This window comes from Gemmobacter nanjingensis (assembly GCF_014652195.1).
Taxonomy (GTDB): Bacteria; Pseudomonadota; Alphaproteobacteria; order Rhodobacterales; family Rhodobacteraceae; genus Gemmobacter; species Gemmobacter caeni.
In genome coordinates, this window is the sequence record NZ_BMYI01000002.1 from 277,795 (window position 1) to 302,673 (window position 24,879).

Sequence of the window (24,879 nt, forward strand, 5' to 3'; positions counted from 1 at the left end):
TACATGCAGGTTTCAAGACGCGCTCTGGTCGATCCCTTCATTGTGATGGACGTGATGGAGAAGGCGCGCGCCGCCGAGGCGGCGGGGCGCAGCATCATTCACATGGAGGTGGGACAGCCGGGCACGCCCGCACCCGCCGGGGCCCGTGCCGCTCTGGCGCAGGCGATGGAGGCTGGGGCGCTTGGCTATACCGTGGCGCTGGGGCTGCCGGAACTGCGGGCCGGGATCGCGGGGCTGTACAAACGCTGGTATGGCATTGATCTGAATCCTGAACGGGTGGTGGTGACGGCGGGGTCTTCCGCCGCTTTCCTTCTGGCTTTCACCGCGCTGTTCGATGCGGGCGACCGCGTCGGGCTGGGCGAGCCGGGATATCCGAGCTACCGCCAGATCCTGCGTGCGCTGAGCCTGACGCCGGTGGGCATTCCTGCGGCGCCAGAGAACCGGCTTCAGCCGGTCGCTGCCGATCTGGACGGGATAGAAATGGCGGGGATGATCGTCGCCAGCCCCGGCAATCCTTCAGGCACCATGCTGTCGCATGAGGCGCTGGCGTCCCTGATCGGATATTGCGATCAGCGTGGAATCAGCTTTGTCTCGGACGAGATCTATCACGGGCTGCACTATGGCGACCGCGCTGTCAGTGCGCTGGAAGTCAGTGATAATGTCTATGTCATCAACTCGTTCTCCAAATATTTCAGCATGACGGGCTGGCGCATCGGCTGGATGGTCGTGCCCGAGGATCATGTCAGGGTGGTGGAACGTCTGGCGCAGAACATGTTCATCTGTCCGCCGCATGCGAGCCAGATTGCGGCGCTTGCCGCGCTTGACTGTATCGACGAACTGGAGGCGAACCGCGCGGTTTATGCCGAAAACCGCCGCCTGATGCTGGAGCATCTGCCGCGTGCGGGGTTTGACCGCATCGCGCCGCCGGACGGGGCGTTTTATATCTATGCCGATGTCAGCCATCTCACTGACAATTCACTGGCTTTCGCGGCGGAGCTTCTGGAACATGCCGGAGTGGCGGTGACGCCGGGGCTGGACTTCGATCCGGTGCGCGGGGCACAGACCTTGCGGTTTTCCTATGCGCGGGCGACGGCGGATATTGCCGAGGGGCTGCGGCGTCTGGAAGAGTATATGGCGCGGCGTGGCTGAGCCGTCGGCTGCCTCCGGCGGGGATATTTGGACCAGGGTAAATGGGGGCGTGATGCGCAGGCTGATTCTGGCGCTGGCGATGATCTGGGCGGGGTTCGGTGCGGCGGCGCAGGAGCTTTCGGCGCTGGCCCGGCTGGTGCCGCAGGACTCGCGCATCGAGGCCACGCAGGATGGAACGGTGCGGTTGTCGCTGGCGCTCAGCCAGCCGGTGCCATGGCGGGTGCGCGTCATGGCCGATCCGCCGCGTCTGGTGATGGATTTCCGCGAGGTGGACTGGCAGGGAATCGGCGGTATCGCGCATCCCGGCCTGCCGGACCTGCGGGCGGGTGTGTTCCGGCCTGGCTGGTCGCGGCTGGTCGCGGAACTGCCGGGGCCGATGCTGGTGGCCGAAGCGGGGATGGTCACGGAAGGCGCGACGCGGGTCGAGGTGGAACTGCATCCCGCAGATGCGGCGGCCTTCGCGGAAAAGGCGGCCGCACCAGAGCCGCCGGGCTGGGCGCTGCCGCCGCCTGCGGATGTACCCAGGCCCCCTGCACCGGGCAGCGGGGCGCTGGTCGTTGTGCTGGACCCCGGCCATGGCGGTATTGATCCGGGGGCCGAGCGGGACGGCGCGACCGAGGCCGCACTGGTGCTGGGTTTTGCACGCGAACTAAAAGAGGCGCTGTTGCGGCAGGGGGGCTTCACCGTGGTGATGACACGGGAGGAGGATGTTTTCGTGCCGCTGGAAACCCGCATTTCCATCGCGCGAGCGGCGGGGGCACATGTGTTCCTGTCGCTGCATGCCGATGCGCTGGCCGAGGGCGAGGCGGTGGGGGCCACCGTCTACACCTTGTCCGACGATGCCTCGGACCGGGCAGCGCAGACACTGGCCGAACGGCATGACCGGGCTGACCTGCTGGCGGGTGTCGATCTGACCGAACAGGACGATCTGGTGGCGGGGGTGCTGATGGATATGGCGCGCACCGAGACGGTGCCGCGGGTCGAACGCTTAAGCGCGGCGCTGGTGACAGCAATCAAGGGGGCGGGGCTGCGGATGCATCGCCATCCGCATCAGGAGGCGGGGTTTTCGGTGCTGAAATCGCCCGATATCCCCTCGGCGCTGTTGGAACTGGGGTTCCTGTCCTCGGCCCGCGATCTGGCGCGGTTGCAGGATGCGGCGTGGCGGGCCAAAATGGCGGCGGCCATCGTGGCGGGGCTGAAGGACTGGGCGGCGAAGGATGCGGTTCTGTCCGGCATGGCGGGTCAGTAAGCCAGAAGTGACCCGGCCAGCGGCGAGATTGTGCCTGTGCGGGCGGCGCAAGGTTTTGACCTTGACCCGCGCAGCGCCTATATGGGGGCCACGGCTCGGACGGGGGTAAGACGTGCTGCGATTTGTCGGATCCTTTTTCGGTGCGATCTTCACACTGGTGACGCTGGGCCTCTTGTTCGTGGCCCTGTCCATCGGTGCGGTCTTCTACATGTATTCGCGCGACCTGCCGAGCCACGAGAGCCTCGCGCAATATACGCCGCCCACGATCAGCCGGATCTATGACGGCGAGGGCCGGATGATCGACGAATTTGCCGAAGAGCGGCGGTTGTTCGTGCCGATCGAGGATGTGCCGGATCTGGTGAAATACGCTTTCATTTCGGCTGAAGACAAGAATTTCTATACCCACAAGGGCTATGATGCGCGGGGCATTCTGGCCGCTGCCATCGAGGCGGTGAAATCGCGCGGCCAGAACGTGCGCGGCGCCTCGACCATCACCCAGCAGGTGATGAAGAACTTCCTTCTGGGCGGCGAACGCAAGGCCGAACGCAAGATCAAGGAAATCATCCTCGCCACCCGGCTGGAGGAGACGCTGTCGAAGGACAAGATCCTTGAGCTTTACCTGAACGAGATCTTCCTCGGGCAGAACTCTTATGGTGTCGCGGCGGCGGCGCAGACCTATTTCAACAAGTCGCTGTCGGAACTGGCCCCGCATGAGGCGGCGATGCTCGCCTCGATGCCGCAGGCGCCGGGCGAATATCATCCGGTCCGCGCCAAGAAGCGGGTGACCGAACGGCGCAACTATGTGCTGCGCGAGATGTGGCAGAACGGCTATATCGACGAAGCGACCTATCTGCGCGAAAAGGACATGCCGCTGAAATCGGTGCAGAACGGCGATTATCCGGCCTTCCGCACCGCGCTGCCGCCGCGCGACTATTTCACCGATGAAATCCGGCGCCAGCTTTCGGGCAGCTTCGGGCATGAGGAATTCTTTGGCGGCGGTCTGGCCATCAAGGCGACGGTCGACCCCGATCTTCAGGAGGTTGCGGCCAAGGCGCTGCGGACTGGTCTGGAACGCTATGACCGGGCGCAGGGCGTATGGCGCGGCACGGGCCAGAAGATCGGGCCCGAGCAGCTGACCTCTGAGGCCGATTGGCGCGCAGCGCTGGCCGGGGCCAAGGTGCCGCGCGATATCGAGGGCTGGCATCCGGCGGTCGTGCTGTCGCTGGGCGAGAAATCCGCCCGCATCGGCATCGAGGGCGTGGACGAAGACGAGGACGGCCATTTCATCCCGGCCGAAGATGTGACCTGGGCGCGCAAGCGGCTGCAAGGCGGCAAGCTGGGGCCGAAAGCGAAGGTTGCATCTGACCTGCTGGACGTGGGCGATGTGGTTCTGGTGCGTGCCATGACCAATGATGGCGACGGCAGCTTCAAACGCTGGACGCTGCGGCAGGTGCCGCAGGTGCAGGGCGCTTTCATGGCGATGGATGTGTTCTCGGGCCGCGTTCTGGCGATGCAGGGCGGTTTTTCGTATCAGGACTCGGTTTTCAACCGTGCCACGCAGGCCACGCGCCAGCCGGGCTCAAGCTTCAAGCCCTTCGTCTATGCCGCAGCTCTGGATTCGGGCTTTACCCCGGCGACCATCGTGGTCGACGCCCCGATCGAGCTGAACACGCCGCAGGGCCTGTGGCGGCCGAAGAACGCGTCGAATAAATTCTATGGCCCGACGCCGCTGCGCACCGGGATCGAACAGTCGCGGAACCTGATGACCGTGCGGATCGCGCAGGAAATCGGGATGGAGACGGTGGCGGGCTATGCCGAGCGCTTCGGCGTCTATGACCGGATGCAGCCTTTCCTGTCGAACGCACTGGGCTCGCAGGAAACCACGCTGTTCAAGATGGTGGCCGCCTATTCCATGTTCGCCAACGGCGGCGAGAGGGTGGAGCCGACACTGGTCGACCGCGTTCAGGACCGTTATGGCAAGACGATCTACAAACACGACCCGCGCAAATGCGAGGATTGCGGCGCGCCGGCCCTGCCGGCGGGTGAGGCACCGCATATCAGCTCGACCCGCGATCAGGTGATGGATCCGATCACGGCCTATCAGTTGACCTCCATGATGCAGGGCGTGGTGCAGCGCGGCACGGCCCGCGGGATCAACCTGCCGGTTCCGGTGGCAGGCAAAACCGGCACCACGAACGACGCCAAGGATGTCTGGTTCATCGGCTATACCTCGAACATCGCGGCGGGTTGTTATATCGGCTATGACAATCCGCGCACCCTGGGCGGCCGCGCCTCGGGCGGCGGGCTGTGCGGCCCGGTCTTTGAAAGCTTCATGCGCAGCGCCATCAAGAAATACGGTGGTGGCAAGTTTGCCGTGCCGCCCGGCGGCTATTTCGTGAAGATCGACCGCTTCACCGGCGCCCGTTTGCCGGACAGCGCCAGCGGCGACAATGTGGTGTCGGAATATTTCCGCGAGGGCGAAGACCCGATCTTCGGCATCGGCGCGATGGTGGATGGTGGCTTTGCGATGGGGGCGAACCTGCCGCTGTTCGCGCAGGGGGAGGTGGAAACCGGCGGCTCCACCGTCACCACCGCCACCGGCAAGACACGGGTCATTCCGAAGAAGGCCGACTTTGGCACCCTGTCCTCCGGCGGGCTTTACTGAACTTCCGTCTCCCCCCCGCCCTTGCCGGGCGGGGGGCGAGGCGTTATTACCCTGCGCCGGGCATCCTGGCCCCGCAGCCGTCCATCCGATACGAGAGAACCCGCCATGCGCGCCGAAACCCAGTCCCAAGCCGAAACCATCCGCAAGTCGCTGGCCCTGCTGGCGCAGCGGATGGATTACGAGACGGCGCCGCACCGGCTGGAAGAATTCAACGCCATGATCGAGGACCCGAACCTCTGGAACGATCCGGCCAAGGCGCAGAAGCTGATGCGCGAGCGGCAGATGCTGATGGATGCCATCGGCACCTACCGGATGATCGACAGCGGGCTGCGTGACAATCTGGAACTGATCGAACTGGGCGAGATGGAAGGCGACAACGAGATCGTCACCGAGGCCGAGGCCGGGATCAGGGCGCTGGTGCAGACCGCGCGCGAGAAGGAGCTTGAGGCGCTGCTGGACGGTGAGGCTGACGGCAACGACACCTTCCTTGAGATCAACGCGGGCGCTGGCGGCACCGAAAGCTGCGACTGGGCCTCGATGCTGGCGCGGATGTATACCCGCTGGGCGGAAAAGAAGGGCTACAAGGTCGAGCTTCAGTCGATTTCGGAAGGCGAGGAAGCGGGCATCAAATCCGTCGCCTACAAGATTTCGGGCCATAATGCCTATGGCTGGCTGAAGTCGGAAAGTGGCGTGCACCGGCTGGTGCGGATTTCGCCCTACGACTCGGCTGCGCGGCGGCATACGTCGTTTTCTTCGGTCTGGGTCTATCCGGTGGTGGACGACAATATCGAGATCGAGGTGCTGCCGAACGAAATTCGCATCGACACCTATCGGTCGTCGGGGGCGGGTGGCCAGCACGTCAACACCACCGACTCGGCGGTGCGGATCACCCACCTTGCCACCGGCATCGTGGTGACCAGTTCGGAAAAATCGCAGCACCAGAACCGCGACATCGCCATGAAGGCGCTGAAATCGCGGCTGTACCAGATGGAACTGGACAAACGGAACGCTGCGATCAACGCCGCGCATGAAGCGAAGGGCGATGCAGGCTGGGGCAACCAGATCCGCTCTTACGTCCTGCAACCCTATCAGATGGTCAAGGATCTGCGGACCGGGGTGGAAACCTCGGATACCGACGGGGTTCTGAACGGTGATCTGGACCGTTTCATGCAGGCGACACTGGCCATGGATGTGGCCGGCAAGAGCCGTGCCGAGGCCACCGCTGAGGATTGAACGGCGCGCGGTAAACTCGCCGCGCAATTACATCTTTTCGATCCTGACACCGCGCGCTTAAGGTTCTCCCAAGAGGGAGGACATTATGACGCATGTCGAGACCGGGCCACCGCATGTGCCCGAAATCAACGAGGTCACCTTTGCTGATCTGGGCGCGAGCCTGCGCGCGGGCTGGCGCGATTTCCGCGCGGCGCCTGTCTATGGACTGGCCTTCGCCTCGGTCTATGTGCTGGGCGGCTGGCTGGTGGCCTGGGCGCTGACCGCGCGCGGACAATTGTGGTGGACGCTGCCCGCAAGTGCCGGCTTCCCGATCCTCGGGCCGTTCATCGCCTGCGGTTTCTATGAAATCTCGCGCCGCCTGCAGGCAGGCGAGCCGCTGGACTGGGGGGGCATCGCCGGGGTGATCTTTCGTCAGAAGGACCGGCAGATCCCCTCGATTGCTGCGGTGGTCGTAGTGTTCTTCCTGTTCTGGAATTTCCTCGCGCATATGATCTTCGCGTTGTTCCTGGGCACCGCGACGCTGACCAATGTCTCCAGCTCGCTGGGTCTGTTCCTGACCGGGCAGGGGCTGATGATGCTGGCGGTGGGCACAGCGATCGGCGCGGTCTTTGCGACTCTGCTGTTTTCGCTTACGGTGGTGAGCCTGCCCTTGCTGCTGGAGCGGGAGGTGGATTTCGTCACGGCGATGCTGACGAGCCTTGCGCTGGTGCGGGAAAATCCGGTGGTCATGCTGGCATGGGGCGCCTTCATCGCCATCACGCTGTTCGTCGCGATGATTCCGGCCTTTCTGGGCCTTCTGGTGGCCTTGCCGGTGCTGGGCCATGCCTCGTGGCATCTGTATCGGTGCGCACTGACCTGACCGCGCGCGGGGCGGTGAGGTTGGCATTTTGAGTATTTGGACAAGAAGCAGAGCATAAAGAAAAAGGGGCGCCGTCGGGCGCCCCTGATGGATCGGAAAGGCTCCGATCAGTCTTCTTTCGGGCCGGCGATGGCCTTAACGCCATTCAGCGGGTCGTCCTGACGCTGGACCGAGCCTTCGAAATGGGCGCCCGATTCGATGGCAATGGTCTTGTGGATGATGTCGCCCTCGACCCGCGCGGTGGAGGTGAGGCGCACCTTCAGGCCGCGCACGCGACCGATGACGCGGCCGTTGACCACGATGTCATCCGCCACGATCTCGCCCCGGATCGTGGCGGTTTCGCCCACGGTCAGCAAATGGGCGCGGATATCGCCCTCGACCGTGCCTTCCACCTGGATATCGCCGGTGGTGCGCAGATTGCCGACCACCGTCAGATCGGAGGACAGCACCGAAGCATTGGGCTTGGCCTTCACCGCCGAAGCCGAGAAATCCATCGCGGGCTTGGCGGCAGGCAGGTCCGCGGGCTTGGCTTTTTCGCCTTCCACCTGTTTCGGACCGGGTTCGTTGATTCTGCTTTTAGAAAACATCGCTCGCTGCCTTGATGAAGGTCATCGGATTGACCGGGCGGCCCCCGACATGAACCTCGTAGTGAAGATGTGTGCCGGTGGACCGGCCTGAATTGCCCATATCACCGATCCGGTCGCCGCGCGATACCCTTTGGCCCACGCTGACGCGGATTTGCGACATATGACCATAGAGCGTTTCCAGCCCGAAGTCATGACGGATCTTGACCATGCGGCCGTAACCGTTGCTCCAGCCTGCATGGACCACGACGCCATCGGCGGTGGCGCGGATCGCGGTGCCATAGGAGCCCGCGAAATCGAGGCCCGCATGCATGCGGGTGCCCGCGCCCTTGGGATCGCGGCGATAGCCGAAGCCCGAGGTGAAGCGGTAGTTGCCCGAGGGAATCGGATTGGCGAAGGGCGATTTCACCGCCGCCAGCCGGTAGAGGTTCATCCGGTCGAGCCCCTGGAGAATCGCATTGGCGCGCTGTTCGTCGGGGCTGAGTGTGGTGCCCTTGGTGGATACGAAGGGCATCAGCGGGCCACCCTGGCCGGAATAGCCGCGTTTCACCTGTTTCAGCAGATCGTCCGGCGACATGCCCGCGGCGCGGAACATCTTGTCCAGCGGCCCCATCGAGACGGTCACCGCCTCTTCCAGCCGGGCGAAAATGGCGTCGTTGCGCAGTTCCAGCTCTTCTTTGGAGCGGGTGATGGCGGCGGTTTCGTCACGGGCGGCCTCGGCCACGCGCGCCATTTCGTCCCGCTCTTTGGCGGTATTGCCAAGCGCGCCCGCCATAATGTCTAGTGTGGCCAGCGCATCGCGGGCGCGACCGGCTTCGGTATGGGTGCCGCCGGCGCTGGCCAGCGCCGTGCGCGCCTTGTCGGCGGCGGCGCGGGCCTCGTCGCGTTCCTTGATGGTGCGGCGCAGCGTGTTCTGGATCACGTCGATGCCGGTTTCCAGTTCCTTCCGGCGGTCTTCGGAGGCCAGAAGCCGGGCCTGCATGTCGCTGACCTCGGCCAGCGCCAGATTGAAGCGGTCCTGCGCATTCACCGCTTCCTCGGCGCGGCGGTCGCGGTCGTTGGAAAGCGTGGTCAGCCGTTCCTCGAACAGGGCCTGCTGGCGGAGCGACTGGTCGCGGTCGGACCCGGCTGAAATGCTGTCCATCAGCAGGATCGAAGTTGCGATGAAGGTCCATGCCACCAGAAGGCCGCCGCCCGCAAGGGCAATGGCCTGGGTCGTGGGACGCAGGCGGATAAAGCGGGTGGCGGTATCCGATTTCAGGAACAGGCGCTGCTCGGGCAGATAGCGGTCGAGCGTGGCGTTGATCCGGTAGGCGAGACGCGTCAGCACACGGTTTTCCATTTTTGTTGCGGCAATGGAACCGGAAGTCACGTCGTGTCCCCGGTTACCCGGCCATCGGTGCGCATTGGCACCTGATCCCCGGCGACGTGATTAAGGCGCGCCTGCCGCTGCCGCAACAAATTTGAACCGATGCAGGCGAATGCCGCCTGCTGCTGTGCAGAAATCGGCAATATCCCGCCGATCAGTCGACGGGTTCATCCTTCCCGGTCAGCGGCCAGTAGAAATCGGGGGGCAGCCCGGCTTCGGCGCGTTTTTCTTCATTGAACGGAGGTTTCAGCGCGCCGTGGAAATACTGCCGTACAAGGGTATGGAACACCTCTTTCGGGTCCAGCCCATCCCGGCCGCACAGCCAGTTGAACCATTTGGAGCCATAGGCAACATGGCCCACTTCTTCGGCGTAAATCACCTCCAGCGCGGCGACGGCCTGATCGGCCCCGGCGCGGCGGAAAATGTCGATCATGCCGGGGGTGACGTCGAGGCCGCGCGCCTCCAGTACCATGGGCACCACGGCAAGGCGGCCGAACAGGTCTTCCGCCGTGTCCGAGGCCGCGCGCCACATGCCCGCATGGGCGGGCAGCGCGCCGTAATGGCTGCCCGATGCCTCAAGACAATCGCAGATCATGTTGAAATGTCTGGATTCCTCGGCGGCGGATTTCACCCAGTCGTCATAGAAACCGGGGGGCATGGCGATATGGCCGAAGCGCGCGATGATATCCCAATGCAGGTCGACCGCATTCAGTTCGATATGCGCGACCGCATGCAGCAGCGCGATGCGGCCCTGCGGGCTGCCCGGGCGGCGACGCGGCACGTCGCGCGGGTCCAGCAGTTCGGGTTGCGCGGGACGCGCGGGGTGCGACGGCGGGCTGGCGGTGCCGACCGGGATCGGCACACCCGCCGCGCGGGCGGCGAACCAGCTTTCGGCGTGGCGTTGCGACAGGGCGCATTTGGCACGGCCATCGGCGGTGGCCAGCACCTCGACCGCCATCTCGGCAAGTGTGGTCATAGCGCGCGTGCAGCCTCCAGCACCTCGTCGGCATGGCCCGCGACCTTCACCTTCGGCCAGACCTGCGCCACGCGGCCCTCTGCGTCGATCAGGAGGGTGGTACGCTCGATCCCCATGTAGGTCTTGCCATACATGCTTTTCTCGACCCAGACGCCGTAATCCTCGCAGGTGGTGCCTTGCTCGTCAGAGGCCAGTGCGATGCCCAGCCCGTGTTTGGCGACGAATTTGTCGTGCTTCTTCACACTGTCTTTGGAAATGCCGATCACCATGGCCCCGGCCGCATCGAAATCCGCGGCGCGCGCGGTGAAGTCGAGCGCCTCTGTCGTGCAACCGGGCGTGTCGTCCTTGGGATAGAAATACAGGATCACCTTGCGACCCTTCAGGGCCGAAAGCGCGATCTCACCACCACCATCGCGCGGCAGGGTAAAATCGGGGGCGAGGGTTCCGGGGGTAGGTGTCATGGGCGGCTCCATGCCAATACTGTGAAGATGCTTGGGATTTTAGTTGCCTTCGGGCAAAGTTAAAGGCAACCCCGGCGAAAAAAGCCCGAATGCCGGAAAAGACGCAGGCATGACCGACGAAACAGAACCAGAGACGGAGCTTCGCCCGCGCAGCCGCGCGCCGCGCCGCGTCATGCGGTTCGGGCTCTGGATGCTGCTGAGCCTCGCGCTGGTCGTGGGTCTGGCGGGGTTCGGTCTGCTGGCGCTGACCGGAAAGCCGATCCGCCTGCCGGTCTGGGCGGTGGCGGAGGCCGAGGCGCGGCTGAACGATGCGCTGCCCATGGGAGGTAACAACCTGTCCATCGGCGGTGTCGAGATCGCTGTGGGCCGGGACTGGGTGCCGCGCCTGCGGCTGGAAGATCTGCGGCTGACCCGTTCGGGTGGTGCACCTTTGCTGCGCCTGCCCGAAGCGCGGGTGGCCTTCGATCCGCTGAGCATTGCCGCCCTGCGTCTGCGCCCCGCCTCTGTCGTGCTGTCCGGCGCGTCGATCCGGCTGCGCCGCGATGCGACGGGGCGGTTCGACCTAGATCTGGGCGAGGCGGGGGCAGGCCCGCAACTTGGCAGTTTCGCGGAGGTGATGGCGGCGCTGGACGCCTTGTTCGCGCGTCCTCAGCTCGCGGCCCTGCAGGAGGTGACGGTCGAGGCGCTGTCGCTGCGGCTGGATGATGCCCGCGCCGGGCGGGTCTGGCAACTGGGCGACGGGCGGGCGGTTCTGGCCAATGATCCCGAAGGTCTGGGCGCCGAACTGAGCTTTACCCTTGCCGGTGGCGCGCAGGTGGCGCAGGCGCAGCTTCAGGTCAGGACCGAACGGGGCACGGCAGGCGCCCGCCTGCGCGCCACGGTCGAAGGGGTGGCCGCGCGCGATCTGGCTTTGCAGGCGCCGGTACTGGGCTTCCTGTCCGCGCTCGACGCCCCGATTTCCGGGCGGCTGAACGGCTCTGTCGATGCCGAGGGGCAGGTGGCCGGGCTGGAGGCGGAGCTGGCCCTCGGCGCTGGCGCGCTGCAACCCAGCCCCGAAAGCAAGCCCGTGGGATTTGATTCCGCGCGTCTGGCCCTGGCCTATGATCCCGCGCAGGAGCGTATCGACCTGACCGAGATTGCGGTGCAAAGCCGGTCGCTGCGTCTGGGTGCCAGCGGCCACGTCTATGCACCTGGGGTAACGCGCGGCCGACCGGCGGCGTTTCTGGCGCAGATTGCCTTTTCCGAGGTGAAGGTCGATCCAGAAGGCCTGTTCGTAGAGCCTGTCACCTTCAGCCAGGGTGCGCTGGATCTGAGGTTGCGGCTTGATCCGTTCCGGCTGGATGTGGGGCAGCTGACCCTGCTGGAGGACGGGCGGCGGCTGGAGGCGAAAGGCTCGGCCCGCGCCGATGCTTCCGGCTGGCATCTGGCGCTGGATCTGGCGCTGGATGCGATCCGGCATGACCGGCTGCTGGCCCTCTGGCCGGTGTCGGCGGTTCACAAGACCCGCGAATGGCTGGTTGAGAATGTGCAGGAAGGCCTGCTGCGCAATGTGAAGGTCGCCCTGCGGATGGAGCCGGGGGCCGAGCCGCGCTTTTCGCTGGGATATGATTTCGCCGATGGCGATGTGCGTTTCCTCAAGACCCTGCCGCCGATCCGGCAGGGCAGCGGCTATGCCACGATCGAGGGCAACAGCTATACGATGGTGCTGGATCGCGGGCAGGTGACGCCGCCGGTGGGTGGGCGGATCACGATGGATGGCTCGATCTTTTCGGTTCTGGACATCCTGCAAAAGCCCGCGCAATCCGAAATTCAGCTGCGCACGAAATCCAGCCTGACCGCCGCGCTGTCGCTGCTGGATCAGGAGCCGTTCCGCTTTCTGACCAAAGCGGGTCGCCCCGTGGAACTGGGCGAGGGCCGGGCCGAGGTTTCTGCGGTGCTGCGCCTGCCGCTGGTACCGCACATCAAGCTGGACGACGTTTCCTATCAGGTCGAGGGCAGGCTGAGCGATGTGCGCTCTGCCGTGCTGGTGCCGGGCAAGGAGCTGACGGCGCCCGCGCTGAACCTGACGGCCGGGCCATCGGGGCTGGCGATCACCGGCAAGGGGCGGGTCGGTGCGGTGCCGTTCGATGCGACCTACAAACTGCCCTTTGGTCCGGCGGCGGGCGGCAAATCCACGATCACCGGCACGGTCGAACTGTCGCCGCGCGCGGTGGCCGAATTCTCGCTGGGTCTGCCGGACCGGATGGTTTCGGGGCAGGGCAGCGGGAAGTTCACGCTGGAGCTGCCCAAAGGGGGCGCGGGGCGGCTGACGCTGACATCGGACCTGCGCGGGCTGGGTCTGGCTTTGCCCGAAATCGGCTGGCGTAAGGCACCGGCCACGGCCGGCCGACTTGAGGTGGCGGCGACGCTGGGGCAGCCGCCACAGGTGCAGGCGCTGTCATTGCAGGCGCCGGGCCTGACCGCGAAGGGCGATATTTCGTTGCGCGCGGGGGGCGGGCTGGACCGTGCCCGTTTTGCCCGCGTGCAGGCCGGAAACTGGCTGGACGCGCCGGTCACGCTGACCGGGCGCGGCAAGGGCCGGGCGGTCGGGGTTGAGGTCACAGGGGGGCGCATCGACCTGCGCCGCCTGCCGGAGCGCGGCGGCAGCGGGGGGGCCTCTGACGGTGCGCCGATGCGGGCTGCGCTGGACAGCGTGCAGGTCACCGACGGCATAGCCCTGACCGGCCTGCGGGGCGAGTTCACCACGCGCGGCGGCTTTGGCGGCACCTTCACGGGCCGGGTGAACGGGGGGGCGGCGGTGCGCGGCACGGTCGCACCGATGAAGGGCGGCAGCGGTATCCGCATCACCTCGGACGATGCTGGCGGGGTGATCGCCTCGGCCGGGATCTTTGGCAATGCGCGGGGCGGCGCGCTGGATCTGCAACTGGTGCCCGTCGGCGCCAACACCTACAACGGCATCGCGACCGCCCGCAATTTCCGCGTGACCAATGCCCCGGTTCTGGCCGAACTGCTGTCGGCCATATCGGTCGTTGGCATTCTCGAACAATTGAACGGGGCCGGGCTGGTCTTTGCCGAGGCGGACGCGCAGTTCCGCTTGACACCGGCGGGGGTCGAGGTCAGCAGGGGCGCCGCTGTGGGTGCATCCATGGGCGTCTCTGCCGCTGGCACGTTCGACAGCCGCAACAAGCGGCTGAACCTGCAAGGCGTGATCTCGCCCATCTATCTGCTCAACGGTATCGGTTCGGTTCTGACACGCAAGGGCGAAGGCTTGTTCGGTTTCAACTACAAGATCCGCGGCACATCGGACCGGCCGGAGATTTCGGTCAATCCGCTGTCCATCCTGACACCTGGCCTGTTCCGCGAGATTTTCCGGCAGCCGGTGCCGAAGCTGAGGCCCGCGCAATGAAACTTGCGGATTTCGATTTCGATCTGCCCGAGCATCTGATTGCTACCCGTCCGGTGAAACCGCGCCCCGCCGCGCGGCTCCTGCTGGCCGATGGGGATGCGATCCGCGATCTCCATGTCCGCGATCTGGTGACGTTGCTGCGTCCCGGTGACCGGCTGGTGCTGAACAATACCAAGGTCATTCCCGCCCGCCTGAACGGCACGCGCTGGCGCGATACGGGGCAGGGCCGGGTTTCGGCGAAGGTGGAAATCACCCTGCTGGAACCTGTGGCCTCGGGTGGCTGGCGGGCGCTGGCCAAGCCCCTGCGCAAGCTTGCCCAGGGCGAAGTGATCGTGTTTTCAGATCAGCTTTCGGCGCAGGTCAGCCGGAAGGGCGAGACCGATCTGGTGCTGGAATTCAACCTGACCGGGCCGGATTTCGATGCAGCGCTTGCTGCTGCCGGGCAGATGCCGCTGCCGCCTTATATTGCCGCCAAGCGCGCTCCCGATGCGCAGGATCATCAGGATTACCAGACGGTCTTTGCCCGCCATTCCGGCGCGGTGGCGGCGCCCACCGCCAGCCTGCATTTCGACGCGGGTCTGCTGGCCGCGCTCAGGGCGCGCGGGGTCGAGTTCACCGAAGTGACGCTGCATGTCGGCGCGGGCACCTTCCTGCCGGTGAAGGTGGAAGATGTGACCACCCACCGGATGCATGCCGAATGGGGCGAGGTGACCGAGGCCGCCGTGGCCGAGATCGCCGCCACCAAGGCCGCGGGCGGGCGGGTCATTCCGGTCGGCACCACTGCACTGCGGCTGATCGAAAGCGCAGCGCAGGGTGGCGCACTTGCGCCCTGGCGGGGCGAGACTGACATCTTCATCTATCCGGGGTTCACCTTCCGCGTGGCCGACGGGTTGATGACCAATTTTCACCTGCCCAGGTCGACGCTGATGATGCTGGTCGCGGCGCTGATGGGGCGTGACCGTATCCTGCGGGTCTATGATCATGCGATTTCCGAAGGATATCGCTTCTTCTCTTACGGCGACGCATCGCTGCTGCTGCCGGGGTGACGGGGACATCCGCCCGCGTGTCGCCCGTGTTACACTGCTGTTTCTGAACCGCTGCTAGATCTGCCTGCCGAACCTGCCGAACCGGAGTCCGCCATGCCCAATGTCATCTCTTCATCCTGGCCCCTGCTGATGGGCGTCATGCTGCTGATGGTCGGCAATGGCATGCAGGGCACCCTGCTGGGGATTCGCGGCACGATCGAGGGCTTCAGCACGTTCGAGCTGTCGATTGTCATGTCGGCCTATTTCGCGGGCTTCCTGCTCGGGTCGCTGACGGTGCCGGACATGATCCGCCGGGTTGGCCATGTGCGGGTCTTTGCCGCGCTCGGCTCTGCGATTTCGGCCGTTCTTGTGGTCTATCCCGTCGCGCCCGACTGGACCGTCTGGGCTGCCCTGCGCGTCCTGATCGGGTTCAGCTTCTGCGGCGTCTACATCACTGCCGAAAGCTGGCTGAACAATACCGCCACCAACGAGACGCGGGGGCAGGCGCTGTCGGCCTATATGATCGTGCAGATGATCGGCATCATCTCGGCCCAGATCCTGATGAATGTCGCGAGCCCCGAGAGCTTTACGCTGTTCGTGATCCCCTCGGTGCTGGTGAGCCTTGCCTTCATGCCGATCCTGCTGACGGTGACGCAGACCCCGACCTTCGAGACCAACAAGCGGCTCAGCTTCCCGAAGCTCTGGCGCATCTCCCCCCTTGGCTGCATCGGCATGCTTCTGACCGGAGGCATCTTCTCGGCCATGTTCGGCATGGCCTCGGTCTGGGGGGCAAAAAGCGGCCTCAGCGTCCAGCAGATCTCGATTTTCGTGGGCGCCATGTATGTCGGCGGGCTGATCCTGCAATATCCGATCGGCTGGCTGTCGGACCGGCGCGACCGGCGCGGGCTGATCCTCTGGCTGGCGGCTGCGGCCTCGGTCGTCATGGCGCTGGCGACGGTGTTTCCCGTGCATTTCATCGGGCTGATCGTGGTGGCCATGTTGCTGGGTGGCATCGCCAACCCGCTGTATTCGCTGTTGATCGCTTACACCAACGACTTTCTGACCAAGGATGACATGGCAGCGGCTTCTTCGGGGATGCTGTTCCTGAACGGGCTGGGCGCGATCTTCGGCCCGTTGCTGACCGGCTGGCTGATGGAGGGGATCGGTCCGCGCGGCTTCTTCCTGTTCATCGGGCTGAACTTCCTGGGCCTTGCGCTTTATGCCGGCTGGCGGATGACGCGCCGCGCGGCGCCTGGTGTGACCGGCGCCTATGCGGCGGTGGCGCCCACGGCCTCGGCCCTTGCGGTCGGTGCGGTGATGGAAGAGGCTGACACGGGCGAGCCGTCGCTGCCGCAACCCTGACTTGCGGCCCGCCGGAAAGCCTGTCACCCTGCCTTGACGCGAGGCAGGCAAGGGAGGCGGCGATGTCCGATCCGGTTCAGGTTCTGGATTACTGGCTGGGCGAGGTTGGCCCCGAGGGCTGGTATGCCGGGGGCGAGGCGCTGGACGCCGATATCCGGGACCGCTGGCTGGATCTGTGGCAGGCCGCCCATGACGGCGGGCTGGATCACTGGGCCGAAGGGCCTGCCGGGGCGCTGGCGCTTCTGGTGCTGACCGACCAGTTTTCCCGCAACATGTTCCGGGGTGAGGGCAAGGCCTTCTCTACCGATCCGCTGGCCCGCGCGGTTGCCCGCAAGGCGGTGGCGGCGGGCTGGGATCTGGAGGTTCCGGCGCCGGAGCGGCAGTTCTTCTATCTGCCCTTCGAACACAGCGAAGATCCCGCTGATCAGGCGATGGCGGTCGAATTGATCGCGGACCGGATGCCCGAGGCAGATGAAACCCTGCTGCATGCCCGCGCCCATCAGGCGATCATCGCCCGCTTCGGCCGCTTCCCCTTCCGCAACGCGGTGCTGGGGCGGGAATCCAGCCCCGAGGAAACTGCCTTCATGGAAGGTGGCGGATATGCTTCAATGGTAAACGATCTTCGGAGCCAAGCCATGCGCTAAGCGCAACGGCCCATGCGCTGCGCTGCATTGCTGGGTGATGCGTGATGGTTTAATGGCAAACTACTTTTCCAGAGGAGGGGAAATATGGCTGCCAGAAATTTTGATGTCATCGTGGTTGGTGCCGGGCCGGGGGGGTATGTGGCCGCTATCCGGGCCGCGCAACTGGGCAAGAATGTCGCGATTGTCGAACGCGAACATCTGGGTGGCATCTGCCTCAACTGGGGCTGTATCCCCACCAAGGCCCTGCTGCGCAGCGCCGAAGTATTTCACCTGATGCACCGTGCCAAGGAATTCGGCCTGAAGGCAGATGGTATCGGCTACGATCTGGATGCCGTTGTCGCCCGCTCGCGCGGGGTGGCGAAACAACTCTCGGGCGGCATCGGCCACCTGATGAAGAAGAACAAGATCACCGTCTTCATGGGCGCGGCCACACTGCCCGCCAGGGGCAAGGTCTCGGTCAAGACCGACAAGGGCACCGAAGAGCTGACGGCCCCCGCGATCATCCTCGCCACCGGCGCGCGCGCCCGCGAACTGCCGGGGCTGGAGGCGGACGGCGATCTGGTCTGGACCTACAAGCACGCCCTGCAACCCAAGCGCATGCCGAAAAAGCTGCTGGTGATCGGTTCGGGCGCCATCGGCATCGAATTTGCCAGTTTCTTCAATACGCTGGGCGCCGAAGTGACCGTGTGTGAGGTGATGGACCGTGTGCTTCCCGTTGAAGACGCGGAAATCAGTGCCTTCGCGAAGAAAGCCTTCGTGAAACAGGGCATGAAGATCCTCGAAAAGACCACGGTGAAGAAGCTCGACCGCAAACCGGGCGTGGGCGTCACTGCGCATCTGGAAGATGCGAAAGGCACCACCACCGCTGAATTCGACACGGTGATTTCCGCCGTGGGCATCGTGGGCAATGTCGAAAACCTCGGGCTTGAGGCTCTGGGCGTCAAGATCGACCGCACCCATGTGGTGACGGATGAATATTGCCGCACCGGGGTCGAGGGCCTCTATGCCATCGGCGACATCGCGGGCGCGCCCTGGCTTGCCCACAAGGCCAGCCACGAAGGTGTCATGGTGGCCGAACTGATCGCGGGCCTGCATCCGCATGCGATCAAACCCAATTCCATCGCCGGCTGCACCTATTGCCACCCGCAGGTCGCCAGCATCGGCCTGACCGAGCAGAAGGCGAAGGACGCGGGCTACACCGTGAAGGTCGGACGCTTCCCCTTTATCGGCAACGGGAAGGCCATCGCCCTGGGCGAGGCCGAGGGCATGATCAAGACCGTCTTCGACGCGAAAACCGGTGAGTTGCTGGGCGCCCATATGGTCGGCGCTGAAGTGACCGAACTGATTCAGGGCTATGTTGTCGGCCGCAGCCTCGAAACCACTGAGGAAGACCTGATGAACACCGTCTTCCCGCATCCCACGCTCAGCGAGATGATGCACGAGGCCGTGCTGGACGCTTACGGTCGTGCCCTGCATATCTGATCCGGCGCCGGCTCATCTGTTCACAAATATCCTCAGGGGTGAATTGCCGAAGGCAAGAGGGGGCGCAAAGCCCCCTTTTTCCTGTCGGTCGCCTCTGGCTTCGGACGCAGGTGCGGGCTAAGCCTGAGGCATGAAAACCCATTCCGCTTTCTGGCTGGTTCTGGCGCTTTGGGGCGCGGGGCTGGGGGCCGCCGCGCAATTCGGCAAGATCGGGGTGATCTTCGATCTGGCGCCCGGGCTTTATCCCGGTGCCGGGCCGCTGGCGCTGGGGCTCTTCGTCTCGGTCGTCGGGGTGCCGGGCCTGATCTTCGGCACCACGGCGGGTCTGCTGGTGCAGGGGGCGGGCTATCGGCGGGTGCTGGTGGTGGCGCTGCTGGCGGGCGCCGTGCTGTCGCTGGTGGAAAGCCTGTTCCCGCCACTGCCCGTCATGCTTGCCCTGCGCGTGATGGAGGGGCTGAGCCATCTGGCCATCGTCATCGCCGCCCCGGTGATGATCGCGCAGACCGCGCCGCCCGCCCGGCTGGGGCTAGCCATGGCGCTGTGGTCCACCTTCTTTGCCTTCACCTTCACCGCGCTGGCGCTGCTGGGGCGGCCGCTCGCCGATGCGGCGGGGCCGGGCGCCCTGTTGCTGGCCCATGCGGGCTGGATGGCGGTTTTTGCGGCGCTGCTCTGGCGGATGCTGCCCGCCGATCCGCCACGCCCCCGCACGCCGCGCTTTCCCGGCGGGGTGCTGCGGGCGCATCTGGCGATCTATGCCTCGCCCTTCATCGCCGCGCCTGCCACGGGTTTTGTCTGCTATACAGCTACTTACGTTGCACTTCTGACCCTGCTGCCGCCGCTCGCGGGTGAGGGGCTGCATGCGGTGATGGCAAGCCTTTTGCCTCTGGTTTCCATCGCGGGGTCATTGACGCTGGGGGTCTGGCTGATGGGGCGCCTTGGCGCTGTGCGGGTGGTCATGCTGGGCTTTGCACTGGCCGTGATCGGTGCCACAGCGCTCTGGCTCGGCTGGCCGTCCGAGGCGCTGCGGCTGGTCGCGAGCCTCTGGATCGGGGCTGCGCTGGGGCTGGTGCAGGGGGCGAGCTTTGCCGCCGTGCCCGCGCTCAATGCCAGTGCAGGTGACCGTACGCTGGCGGCGGGGGCCATTGCGCAACTGGGGAATGTCGGCACCACGCTGGGCACGCCGCTTCTGTCAGCGCTGATCCTTGCGCATGGAGTCATGGCAGTGCCCGCCTTCGTGGCGCTGTGTTCTGCGACCGGGATTGCCCTGCATCTTGTGCAGGGCTGGCGGCGCGGGCGTCAGACCCGTTCAATCGCGCCGCCACCCGCCTGCCAGTGACCGAGGCCCCCGAGGTTATAGACTTCGGTGTAACCCATGCCCAAAAGCGTATCGGCGGCCATGCCCGACCGGCCGCCCGAGGCGCAGTAAAGGCAGATCGGGGTGTCCAGCGCCACGCCCTTGGGCAGATCAGCCGCGCCCGGCGCCATACGGCTTTGCAGCGCCATCAGCGGCACATGCACTGCGCCCCTGGCCTTGCCGCTGGATTTCAGCTCGGAAATGTCGCGCACGTCGATCAGCACGAGATCGCCCCTGGCAGCGCGCGCCACGGCATCGGCGGGGGCGATGGGTTTGCAACGATGGGCAGAAGGTTTGAGGAAGGAAAACATGCGCGGCTCCGACTCCGGCTTGAGGAATTTGTATTCAAATAAATGAATGTGATTGCTTTGCAAGAGGATCAAATCATCCTCTGCCCACAAAATCGTGACTTTTGCGGAAAATCACAAAAGTTCACCAATTGTTCACGTTTTCCGGTTGGCGATTCCCCGGTGATGCCTTAAATCTTGGCCGTCTCAGTGAGGTCGGTCATGGCGGAACAGAAGTTCATCGAGGTGCGCGGCGCGCGCGAGCACAATCTGAAGGGCGTGGATCTGGATATCCCGCGCGACCAGCTTGTCGTCATCACTGGCCTGTCGGGGTCCGGCAAGTCCAGTCTCGCCTTCGATACGATCTATGCCGAAGGCCAGCGCCGCTATGTCGAAAGCCTGTCGGCCTATGCGCGGCAGTTCCTCGACATGATGGGCAAGCCGGATGTGGACCATATCTCGGGTCTGTCGCCGGCGATTTCCATTGAACAGAAGACCACCTCCAAAAACCCGCGCTCGACCGTCGGCACGGTGACCGAGATCTATGATTACCTGCGCCTGCTGTTTGCTCGCGTCGGCACCCCCTACAGCCCCGCCACCGGCTTGCCGATCGAGGCGATGCAGGTGCAGGACATGGTGGATGCCGTGCTGGCGATGGAAGAGGGCACGCGCGCTTATCTGCTGGCCCCGATTGTGCGCGATCGCAAGGGCGAATACCGCAAGGAGTTTCTGGACCTCCGCAAGCAGGGCTTTCAGCGGGTGAAGGTGGACGGGCAGTTCTATGAGCTGGATGAGCCGCCGACGCTGGACAAGAAGTTCCGCCATGACATCGACGTGGTGGTGGATCGCATCGTGGTGCGCCCCGATCTGGCGACGCGGCTGGCTGACAGTTTCCGCACCGCACTGGATCTGGCGGATGGCATCGCCGTGCTGGAAACCGCGACAGACACGCCGGAACGCAAGACGTTCTCGGAAAACTTCGCCTGTCCGGTTTCGGGCTTCACCATCCCGGAAATCGAGCCGCGGCTGTTCTCCTTCAACGCGCCCTTCGGGGCCTGCCCGGCCTGCGACGGGCTGGGGGTGGAGCTGTTCTTCGACGAACGGCTGGTCGTGCCCGACCAGAACCTGACGCTGGCGCAGGGGGCGATTGCGCCCTGGTCGAAATCGAAAAGCCCGTATTTCCTGCAAACCATTGAATCGCTTGCCAAGCATTACAACTTCGACCGCAAGAAGAAGTGGAAAGACCTGCCCGAGAAGGTCCGGCAGGTGTTCCTTTACGGCTCGGGCGGCGAGGAGATCGAGTTCCGCTATGACGAGGGTGGCCGCATCTATCAGGTGACGCGCACCTTCGAGGGCGTCATCCCCAATATGGAACGCCGCTACCGCGAGACCGACAGTTCCTGGTCGCGCGAGGAGATGGAGCGCTACCAGAACAACCGCCCCTGCGGCACCTGCCACGGCTATCGTCTGAAACCCGAGGCGCTGGCGGTGAAGATCGGCGGCCTGCATGTCGGCGAGGTGGTGCAGATGTCGATCCGCGAGGCGCATGCCTGGATCGGCACGGTGCCGGAGCACCTGACCAACCAGAAGAACGAAATCGCCCGCGCCATTCTGAAGGAAATCCGGGAACGCCTTGGTTTCCTTGTGAATGTCGGCTTGGATTACCTGACGCTTTCGCGCAATGCGGGCACCTTGTCGGGCGGTGAAAGCCAGCGTATCCGGCTGGCGAGCCAGATCGGCTCGGGTCTGACCGGCGTGCTTTATGTGCTGGACGAACCCTCCATCGGGCTTCACCAGCGCGATAACGACCGGCTTCTGGGCACGCTGAAAGGGCTGCGCGATCAGGGCAATACCGTGCTGGTGGTCGAGCATGACGAGGACGCCATCCGCGAGGCGGATTATGTGTTCGACATTGGCCCCGGTGCCGGGGTGCATGGCGGTCGCGTGGTTGCGCATGGCACACCCGAGGCCATCGCTGCCGATCCCGCCAGCCTGACCGGGCAGTATCTGGCGGGCCAGCGCGAGATCGCGGTGCCAAAGGACCGGCGCGAAGGGAACGGCAAAAAGCTTACTGTTGTAAAGGCTTCGGGCAATAACCTGAAAGATGTGACGGTGGATTTCCCGCTGGGGAAATTCGTCTGCGTGACCGGCGTGTCGGGCGGCGGTAAATCGACCCTGACCATCGAAACTTTGTTCAAGACCGCCGCAACGCGGCTCAACGGTGCGCATGAGACGCCCGCGCCCTGCGAGACGATCAAGGGGTTCGAACATCTGGATAAGGTGATCGACATTGACCAGCGGCCCATCGGCCGGACACCGCGGTCGAACCCCGCCACCTATACCGGCGCCTTCACGCCGATCCGCGACTGGTTCGCCGGTCTGCCGGAATCCAAGGCGCGCGGCTATCAGCCGGGACGGTTCAGCTTCAACGTGAAGGGCGGGCGCTGCGAGGCCTGTCAGGGCGATGGCGTCATCAAGATCGAGATGCACTTCCTCCCCGATGTCTATGTCACCTGCGAGACCTGCAAGGGTCACCGCTATAACCGCGAGACTTTGGAAATTCGCTTCAAAGGCAAGAGCATCGCCGATGTTCTTGATATGACATGTGAGGATGCGCGCGAATTCTTCAGCGCCGTTCCGGCCATCCGGGACAAGATGGAGGCGCTGTGTCAGGTGGGCCTTGGCTATATCAAGGTCGGGCAGCAGGCCACGACGCTGTCCGGCGGCGAGGCCCAGCGGGTTAAGCTGTCAAAAGAACTGAGCCGCCGGGCGACGGGCCGCACGCTCTACATCCTCGACGAACCCACGACGGGTCTTCATTTCGAGGATGTGCGCAAGCTGCTGGAGGTGCTGCACGAACTGGTGGAGCAGGGCAATACAGTGGTGGTGATCGAACATAACCTCGACGTCATCAAGACCGCCGACTGGCTCATCGACATCGGCCCGGAAGGCGGTGATGGCGGTGGGCGGATCGTGGCGACCGGCACACCGGAGCAGGTGGCGCAGGTTGCCGAAAGCCATACCGGCCGTTACCTCGGCCCGATGTTGATGCCGAAAAAGGTGGCGGCGGAGTGATCCGCCGCCCATCGGTCAGTTCAGGATTGCATTGACCGCGCCCATCAGCGCCAGAACTTCATGGGTGTTGCGGTCGACGCGGTAGACATAGTCACCGGCCCGATAATAGGTGCCGTCCATAAGCCCATACCGCAGCGGATCTTCGATCAGGATGTAGTCGCGGCGGATCACATCACCCTGACGATAGATAACCACCCGGTCGTCGCGCACCACCTCACGATGCACCCGGTCCTTCGCCAGACCGGGCGGCACGCAGGCGGGCGATTTCTTCGCGAGGCCCGGCGGGCAATGCGACTGTGTGTAGATTACACCATGCCGCTCTTTGTGGTGTTTCTTGCCATGGGCCTTGCCATCGGCAAGGGCAGGGCCAGCCATCGCAATTGCGGCGACCAGCGCGACGGAAATCTGTTTCATCAGCATCGGAACCTCCTCTCGCTGTCGGGGAGGAAATCCCCGACCTGCATTCAGGGTTCCAGAAGCATTTTTTCGCTTGGCGGCTCTTTGCCGGTTCAGCCGCGTTTCAGCGGGCAGGTATTTACCCCAAGGACCGAATACAGCGGGCAGGTCGACAGAAGCCCGGTCAGCAGCGGCACGATGCCGATAAGCTTGGCCCAGTGCCAGAAACCGCTGCCCTGATCCACGAAGAACCAGACCAGCAGCGCCGCCCCGATGACGATGCGCAGGATGCGGTCGATACCGCCGACATTGGTGGGCATGGGAACCTCCGTTTCGTTCCGTAGCGGGAACATTTCCATATTCATAATATGGAATGAAACGGGGCAAAAGTCACGCGGCGCCTTGACGCGGGCGCCGCGCAATCGCCTCAGGCGCGACCCCGCCTTTCAAAACGCGGCAGCATGGCCGAGAAATCCATCCCGCGCCCGGCCTCGTCTTCGACAAAGCGGCGGTAAAGCTCGGCTGCAAGCTGACCCATAGGGGTATCGGCATCAGCTGAAACCGCTGCCTGCTGGCTGAGGTTCAGGTCTTTCAGCATCAGTTCCGCCGCAAAACCAGGCTTGTAACCATTGTCGGCAGGCGAGGCGGGGCCAACACCCGGCGCCGGGCAATAGGCGTTCATGGTCCAGCTATAGCCTGACGAGGTGGAAACCACGTCGAACATCTTCTGCCGGTCGAGGCCCAGTTTGTCAGCCAGTGCAAAGGCCTCGCAAGTGGCGATCATGGTCACGCCGAGGATCATGTTGTTGCAGATCTTCGCGGCCTGTCCGGCGCCTGAGGCGCCACAATGCACCGCCTTCTGCCCCATGATGTCAAAGAGCGGCTTCACCGTGGCAAAAGCCGCATCCGCGCCGCCCGCCATGAAGGTCAGCGTGCCATTGGTGGCGCCGCCAACCCCGCCCGATACCGGCGCATCCAGAGCGCCCAGCCCTGCCGCCTGCGCCTGATCCGCCACCGCACGCGCGCTGTCGACATCCACGGTGGAGCAATCGCACAACACCGCGCCTGCCGTCATCGCAGGGATCACCTCCGCCGCCACGCTGCGCAGGATGGCGCCATTCGGCAGCATGGTGATGACGACTTCGGCGTCTGTCGCCGCCTCGGCCGCCGTTGCGGCCCTGGTCACGCCGTCCGGCATCGGGGCGGTCAGGTCGAAGCCCGTGACCGCATGGCCCGCCTTCACCAGATTGGCCGCCATCGGGCCACCCATGTTGCCAAGGCCGATGAATCCGATCTTCATGCT

20 protein-coding genes are annotated in these 24,879 nt (G+C 64.7%); 12 read left to right on the forward strand and 8 right to left on the reverse strand.

The window, feature by feature from the left end; all coding sequences use genetic code 11:
• Positions 1-3 precede the first annotated feature (3 nt).
• The 5 genes from IE126_RS06400 to IE126_RS06420 all read left to right on the forward strand — a co-directional run bounded on the left by IE126_RS06400 (position 4) and on the right by IE126_RS06420 (position 7,155).
• Positions 4-1,149, forward strand: coding sequence for a pyridoxal phosphate-dependent aminotransferase (locus IE126_RS06400; protein ID WP_189380495.1), 1,146 nt, complete (start codon positions 4-6; stop codon positions 1,147-1,149).
• Between the two features lie 52 nt (positions 1,150-1,201).
• A complete protein-coding gene (locus tag IE126_RS06405) occupies positions 1,202-2,398 on the forward strand; it encodes an N-acetylmuramoyl-L-alanine amidase (protein ID WP_189380496.1) in 1,197 nt (398 codons plus the stop codon).
• Positions 2,399-2,510: 112 nt separating this feature from the next.
• On the forward strand, positions 2,511-5,063 hold the full coding sequence (locus IE126_RS06410; RefSeq protein WP_108127023.1) for a penicillin-binding protein 1A: 2,553 nt from the start codon (positions 2,511-2,513) through the stop codon (positions 5,061-5,063).
• A 105-nt stretch (positions 5,064-5,168) separates the two neighbouring features.
• Complete coding sequence (gene prfB / locus IE126_RS06415; RefSeq protein WP_054300917.1) at positions 5,169-6,296, forward strand: peptide chain release factor 2; 1,128 nt, start codon at positions 5,169-5,171, stop codon at positions 6,294-6,296.
• Between the two features lie 85 nt (positions 6,297-6,381).
• Positions 6,382-7,155 carry a DUF2189 domain-containing protein gene (locus IE126_RS06420; RefSeq protein ID WP_108127021.1) on the forward strand — a complete coding sequence of 258 codons (774 nt, stop codon included), beginning with the start codon at positions 6,382-6,384 and terminating at the stop codon, positions 7,153-7,155.
• Between the two features lie 107 nt (positions 7,156-7,262).
• Here the strand turns inward: IE126_RS06420 and IE126_RS06425 are convergent, their stop codons facing one another.
• The 4 genes from IE126_RS06425 to bcp all read right to left on the reverse strand — a co-directional run bounded on the left by IE126_RS06425 (position 7,263) and on the right by bcp (position 10,545).
• Entirely contained in the window at positions 7,263-7,742 is a 480-nt protein-coding gene (locus tag IE126_RS06425; RefSeq protein ID WP_054300915.1) for a bactofilin family protein, read from the reverse strand.
• Positions 7,732-9,069 (reverse strand): M23 family metallopeptidase, encoded by a 1,338-nt coding sequence (locus IE126_RS06430; RefSeq protein ID WP_189380497.1) that lies wholly within the window; start codon positions 9,067-9,069, stop codon positions 7,732-7,734. The genes IE126_RS06425 and IE126_RS06430 overlap by 11 nt, the downstream gene beginning before the upstream one ends.
• A gap of 193 nt (positions 9,070-9,262) precedes the next feature.
• On the reverse strand, positions 9,263-10,084 hold the full coding sequence (locus tag IE126_RS06435; RefSeq protein WP_189380498.1) for a ferritin-like domain-containing protein: 822 nt from the start codon (positions 10,082-10,084) through the stop codon (positions 9,263-9,265).
• Positions 10,081-10,545 (reverse strand): thioredoxin-dependent thiol peroxidase, encoded by a 465-nt coding sequence (gene bcp / locus IE126_RS06440; protein ID WP_108127422.1) that lies wholly within the window; start codon positions 10,543-10,545, stop codon positions 10,081-10,083. The genes IE126_RS06435 and bcp overlap by 4 nt, the downstream gene beginning before the upstream one ends.
• A gap of 109 nt (positions 10,546-10,654) precedes the next feature.
• On the opposite strand from bcp, the gene IE126_RS06445 reads away from it, so the two are divergent.
• The 6 genes from IE126_RS06445 to IE126_RS06470 all read left to right on the forward strand — a co-directional run bounded on the left by IE126_RS06445 (position 10,655) and on the right by IE126_RS06470 (position 19,800).
• Complete coding sequence (locus IE126_RS06445; RefSeq protein WP_189380499.1) at positions 10,655-13,951, forward strand: YhdP family protein; 3,297 nt, start codon at positions 10,655-10,657, stop codon at positions 13,949-13,951.
• Positions 13,948-14,997, forward strand: a complete 1,050-nt coding sequence (gene queA / locus IE126_RS06450; RefSeq protein WP_189380500.1) for a tRNA preQ1(34) S-adenosylmethionine ribosyltransferase-isomerase QueA — start codon at positions 13,948-13,950, stop codon at positions 14,995-14,997. Before IE126_RS06445 ends, queA begins: the two co-directional genes overlap by 4 nt.
• A 93-nt stretch (positions 14,998-15,090) precedes the next feature.
• Positions 15,091-16,338 (forward strand): MFS transporter, encoded by a 1,248-nt coding sequence (locus tag IE126_RS06455; protein WP_189380501.1) that lies wholly within the window; start codon positions 15,091-15,093, stop codon positions 16,336-16,338.
• 62 nt (positions 16,339-16,400) lie between these two features.
• Complete coding sequence (locus IE126_RS06460) at positions 16,401-16,982, forward strand: DUF924 family protein (protein WP_189380502.1); 582 nt, start codon at positions 16,401-16,403, stop codon at positions 16,980-16,982.
• An 84-nt stretch (positions 16,983-17,066) separates the two neighbouring features.
• Complete coding sequence (lpdA, locus tag IE126_RS06465; RefSeq protein WP_189380503.1) at positions 17,067-18,464, forward strand: dihydrolipoyl dehydrogenase; 1,398 nt, start codon at positions 17,067-17,069, stop codon at positions 18,462-18,464.
• A 130-nt stretch (positions 18,465-18,594) separates the two neighbouring features.
• Positions 18,595-19,800, forward strand: a complete 1,206-nt coding sequence (locus IE126_RS06470; protein WP_189380504.1) for an MFS transporter — start codon at positions 18,595-18,597, stop codon at positions 19,798-19,800.
• On the opposite strand, the gene IE126_RS06475 is transcribed toward IE126_RS06470, so the two are convergent.
• Positions 19,761-20,129, reverse strand: a complete 369-nt coding sequence (locus IE126_RS06475) for a rhodanese-like domain-containing protein (RefSeq protein ID WP_054303696.1) — start codon at positions 20,127-20,129, stop codon at positions 19,761-19,763. The two genes, IE126_RS06470 and IE126_RS06475, sit on opposite strands and share 40 nt — an antisense overlap.
• A 198-nt stretch (positions 20,130-20,327) precedes the next feature.
• Here IE126_RS06475 and uvrA point away from each other — a divergent pair, with 198 nt between their 5' ends.
• A complete protein-coding gene (uvrA, locus tag IE126_RS06480; RefSeq protein WP_189380505.1) occupies positions 20,328-23,180 on the forward strand; it encodes an excinuclease ABC subunit UvrA in 2,853 nt (950 codons plus the stop codon).
• Positions 23,181-23,195: 15 nt separating this feature from the next.
• Here uvrA and IE126_RS06485 read toward each other — a convergent pair whose 3' ends face one another.
• The 3 genes from IE126_RS06485 to mmsB form a co-directional block, all read right to left on the reverse strand.
• Positions 23,196-23,600 (reverse strand): hypothetical protein, encoded by a 405-nt coding sequence (locus tag IE126_RS06485; RefSeq protein ID WP_229825286.1) that lies wholly within the window; start codon positions 23,598-23,600, stop codon positions 23,196-23,198.
• 89 nt (positions 23,601-23,689) lie between these two features.
• Entirely contained in the window at positions 23,690-23,896 is a 207-nt protein-coding gene (locus IE126_RS06490) for a YgaP family membrane protein (RefSeq protein WP_108127007.1), read from the reverse strand.
• A 107-nt stretch (positions 23,897-24,003) separates the two neighbouring features.
• Positions 24,004-24,876, reverse strand: coding sequence for a 3-hydroxyisobutyrate dehydrogenase (mmsB, locus tag IE126_RS06495; protein ID WP_189380506.1), 873 nt, complete (start codon positions 24,874-24,876; stop codon positions 24,004-24,006).
• Positions 24,877-24,879: the final 3 nt, after the last annotated feature.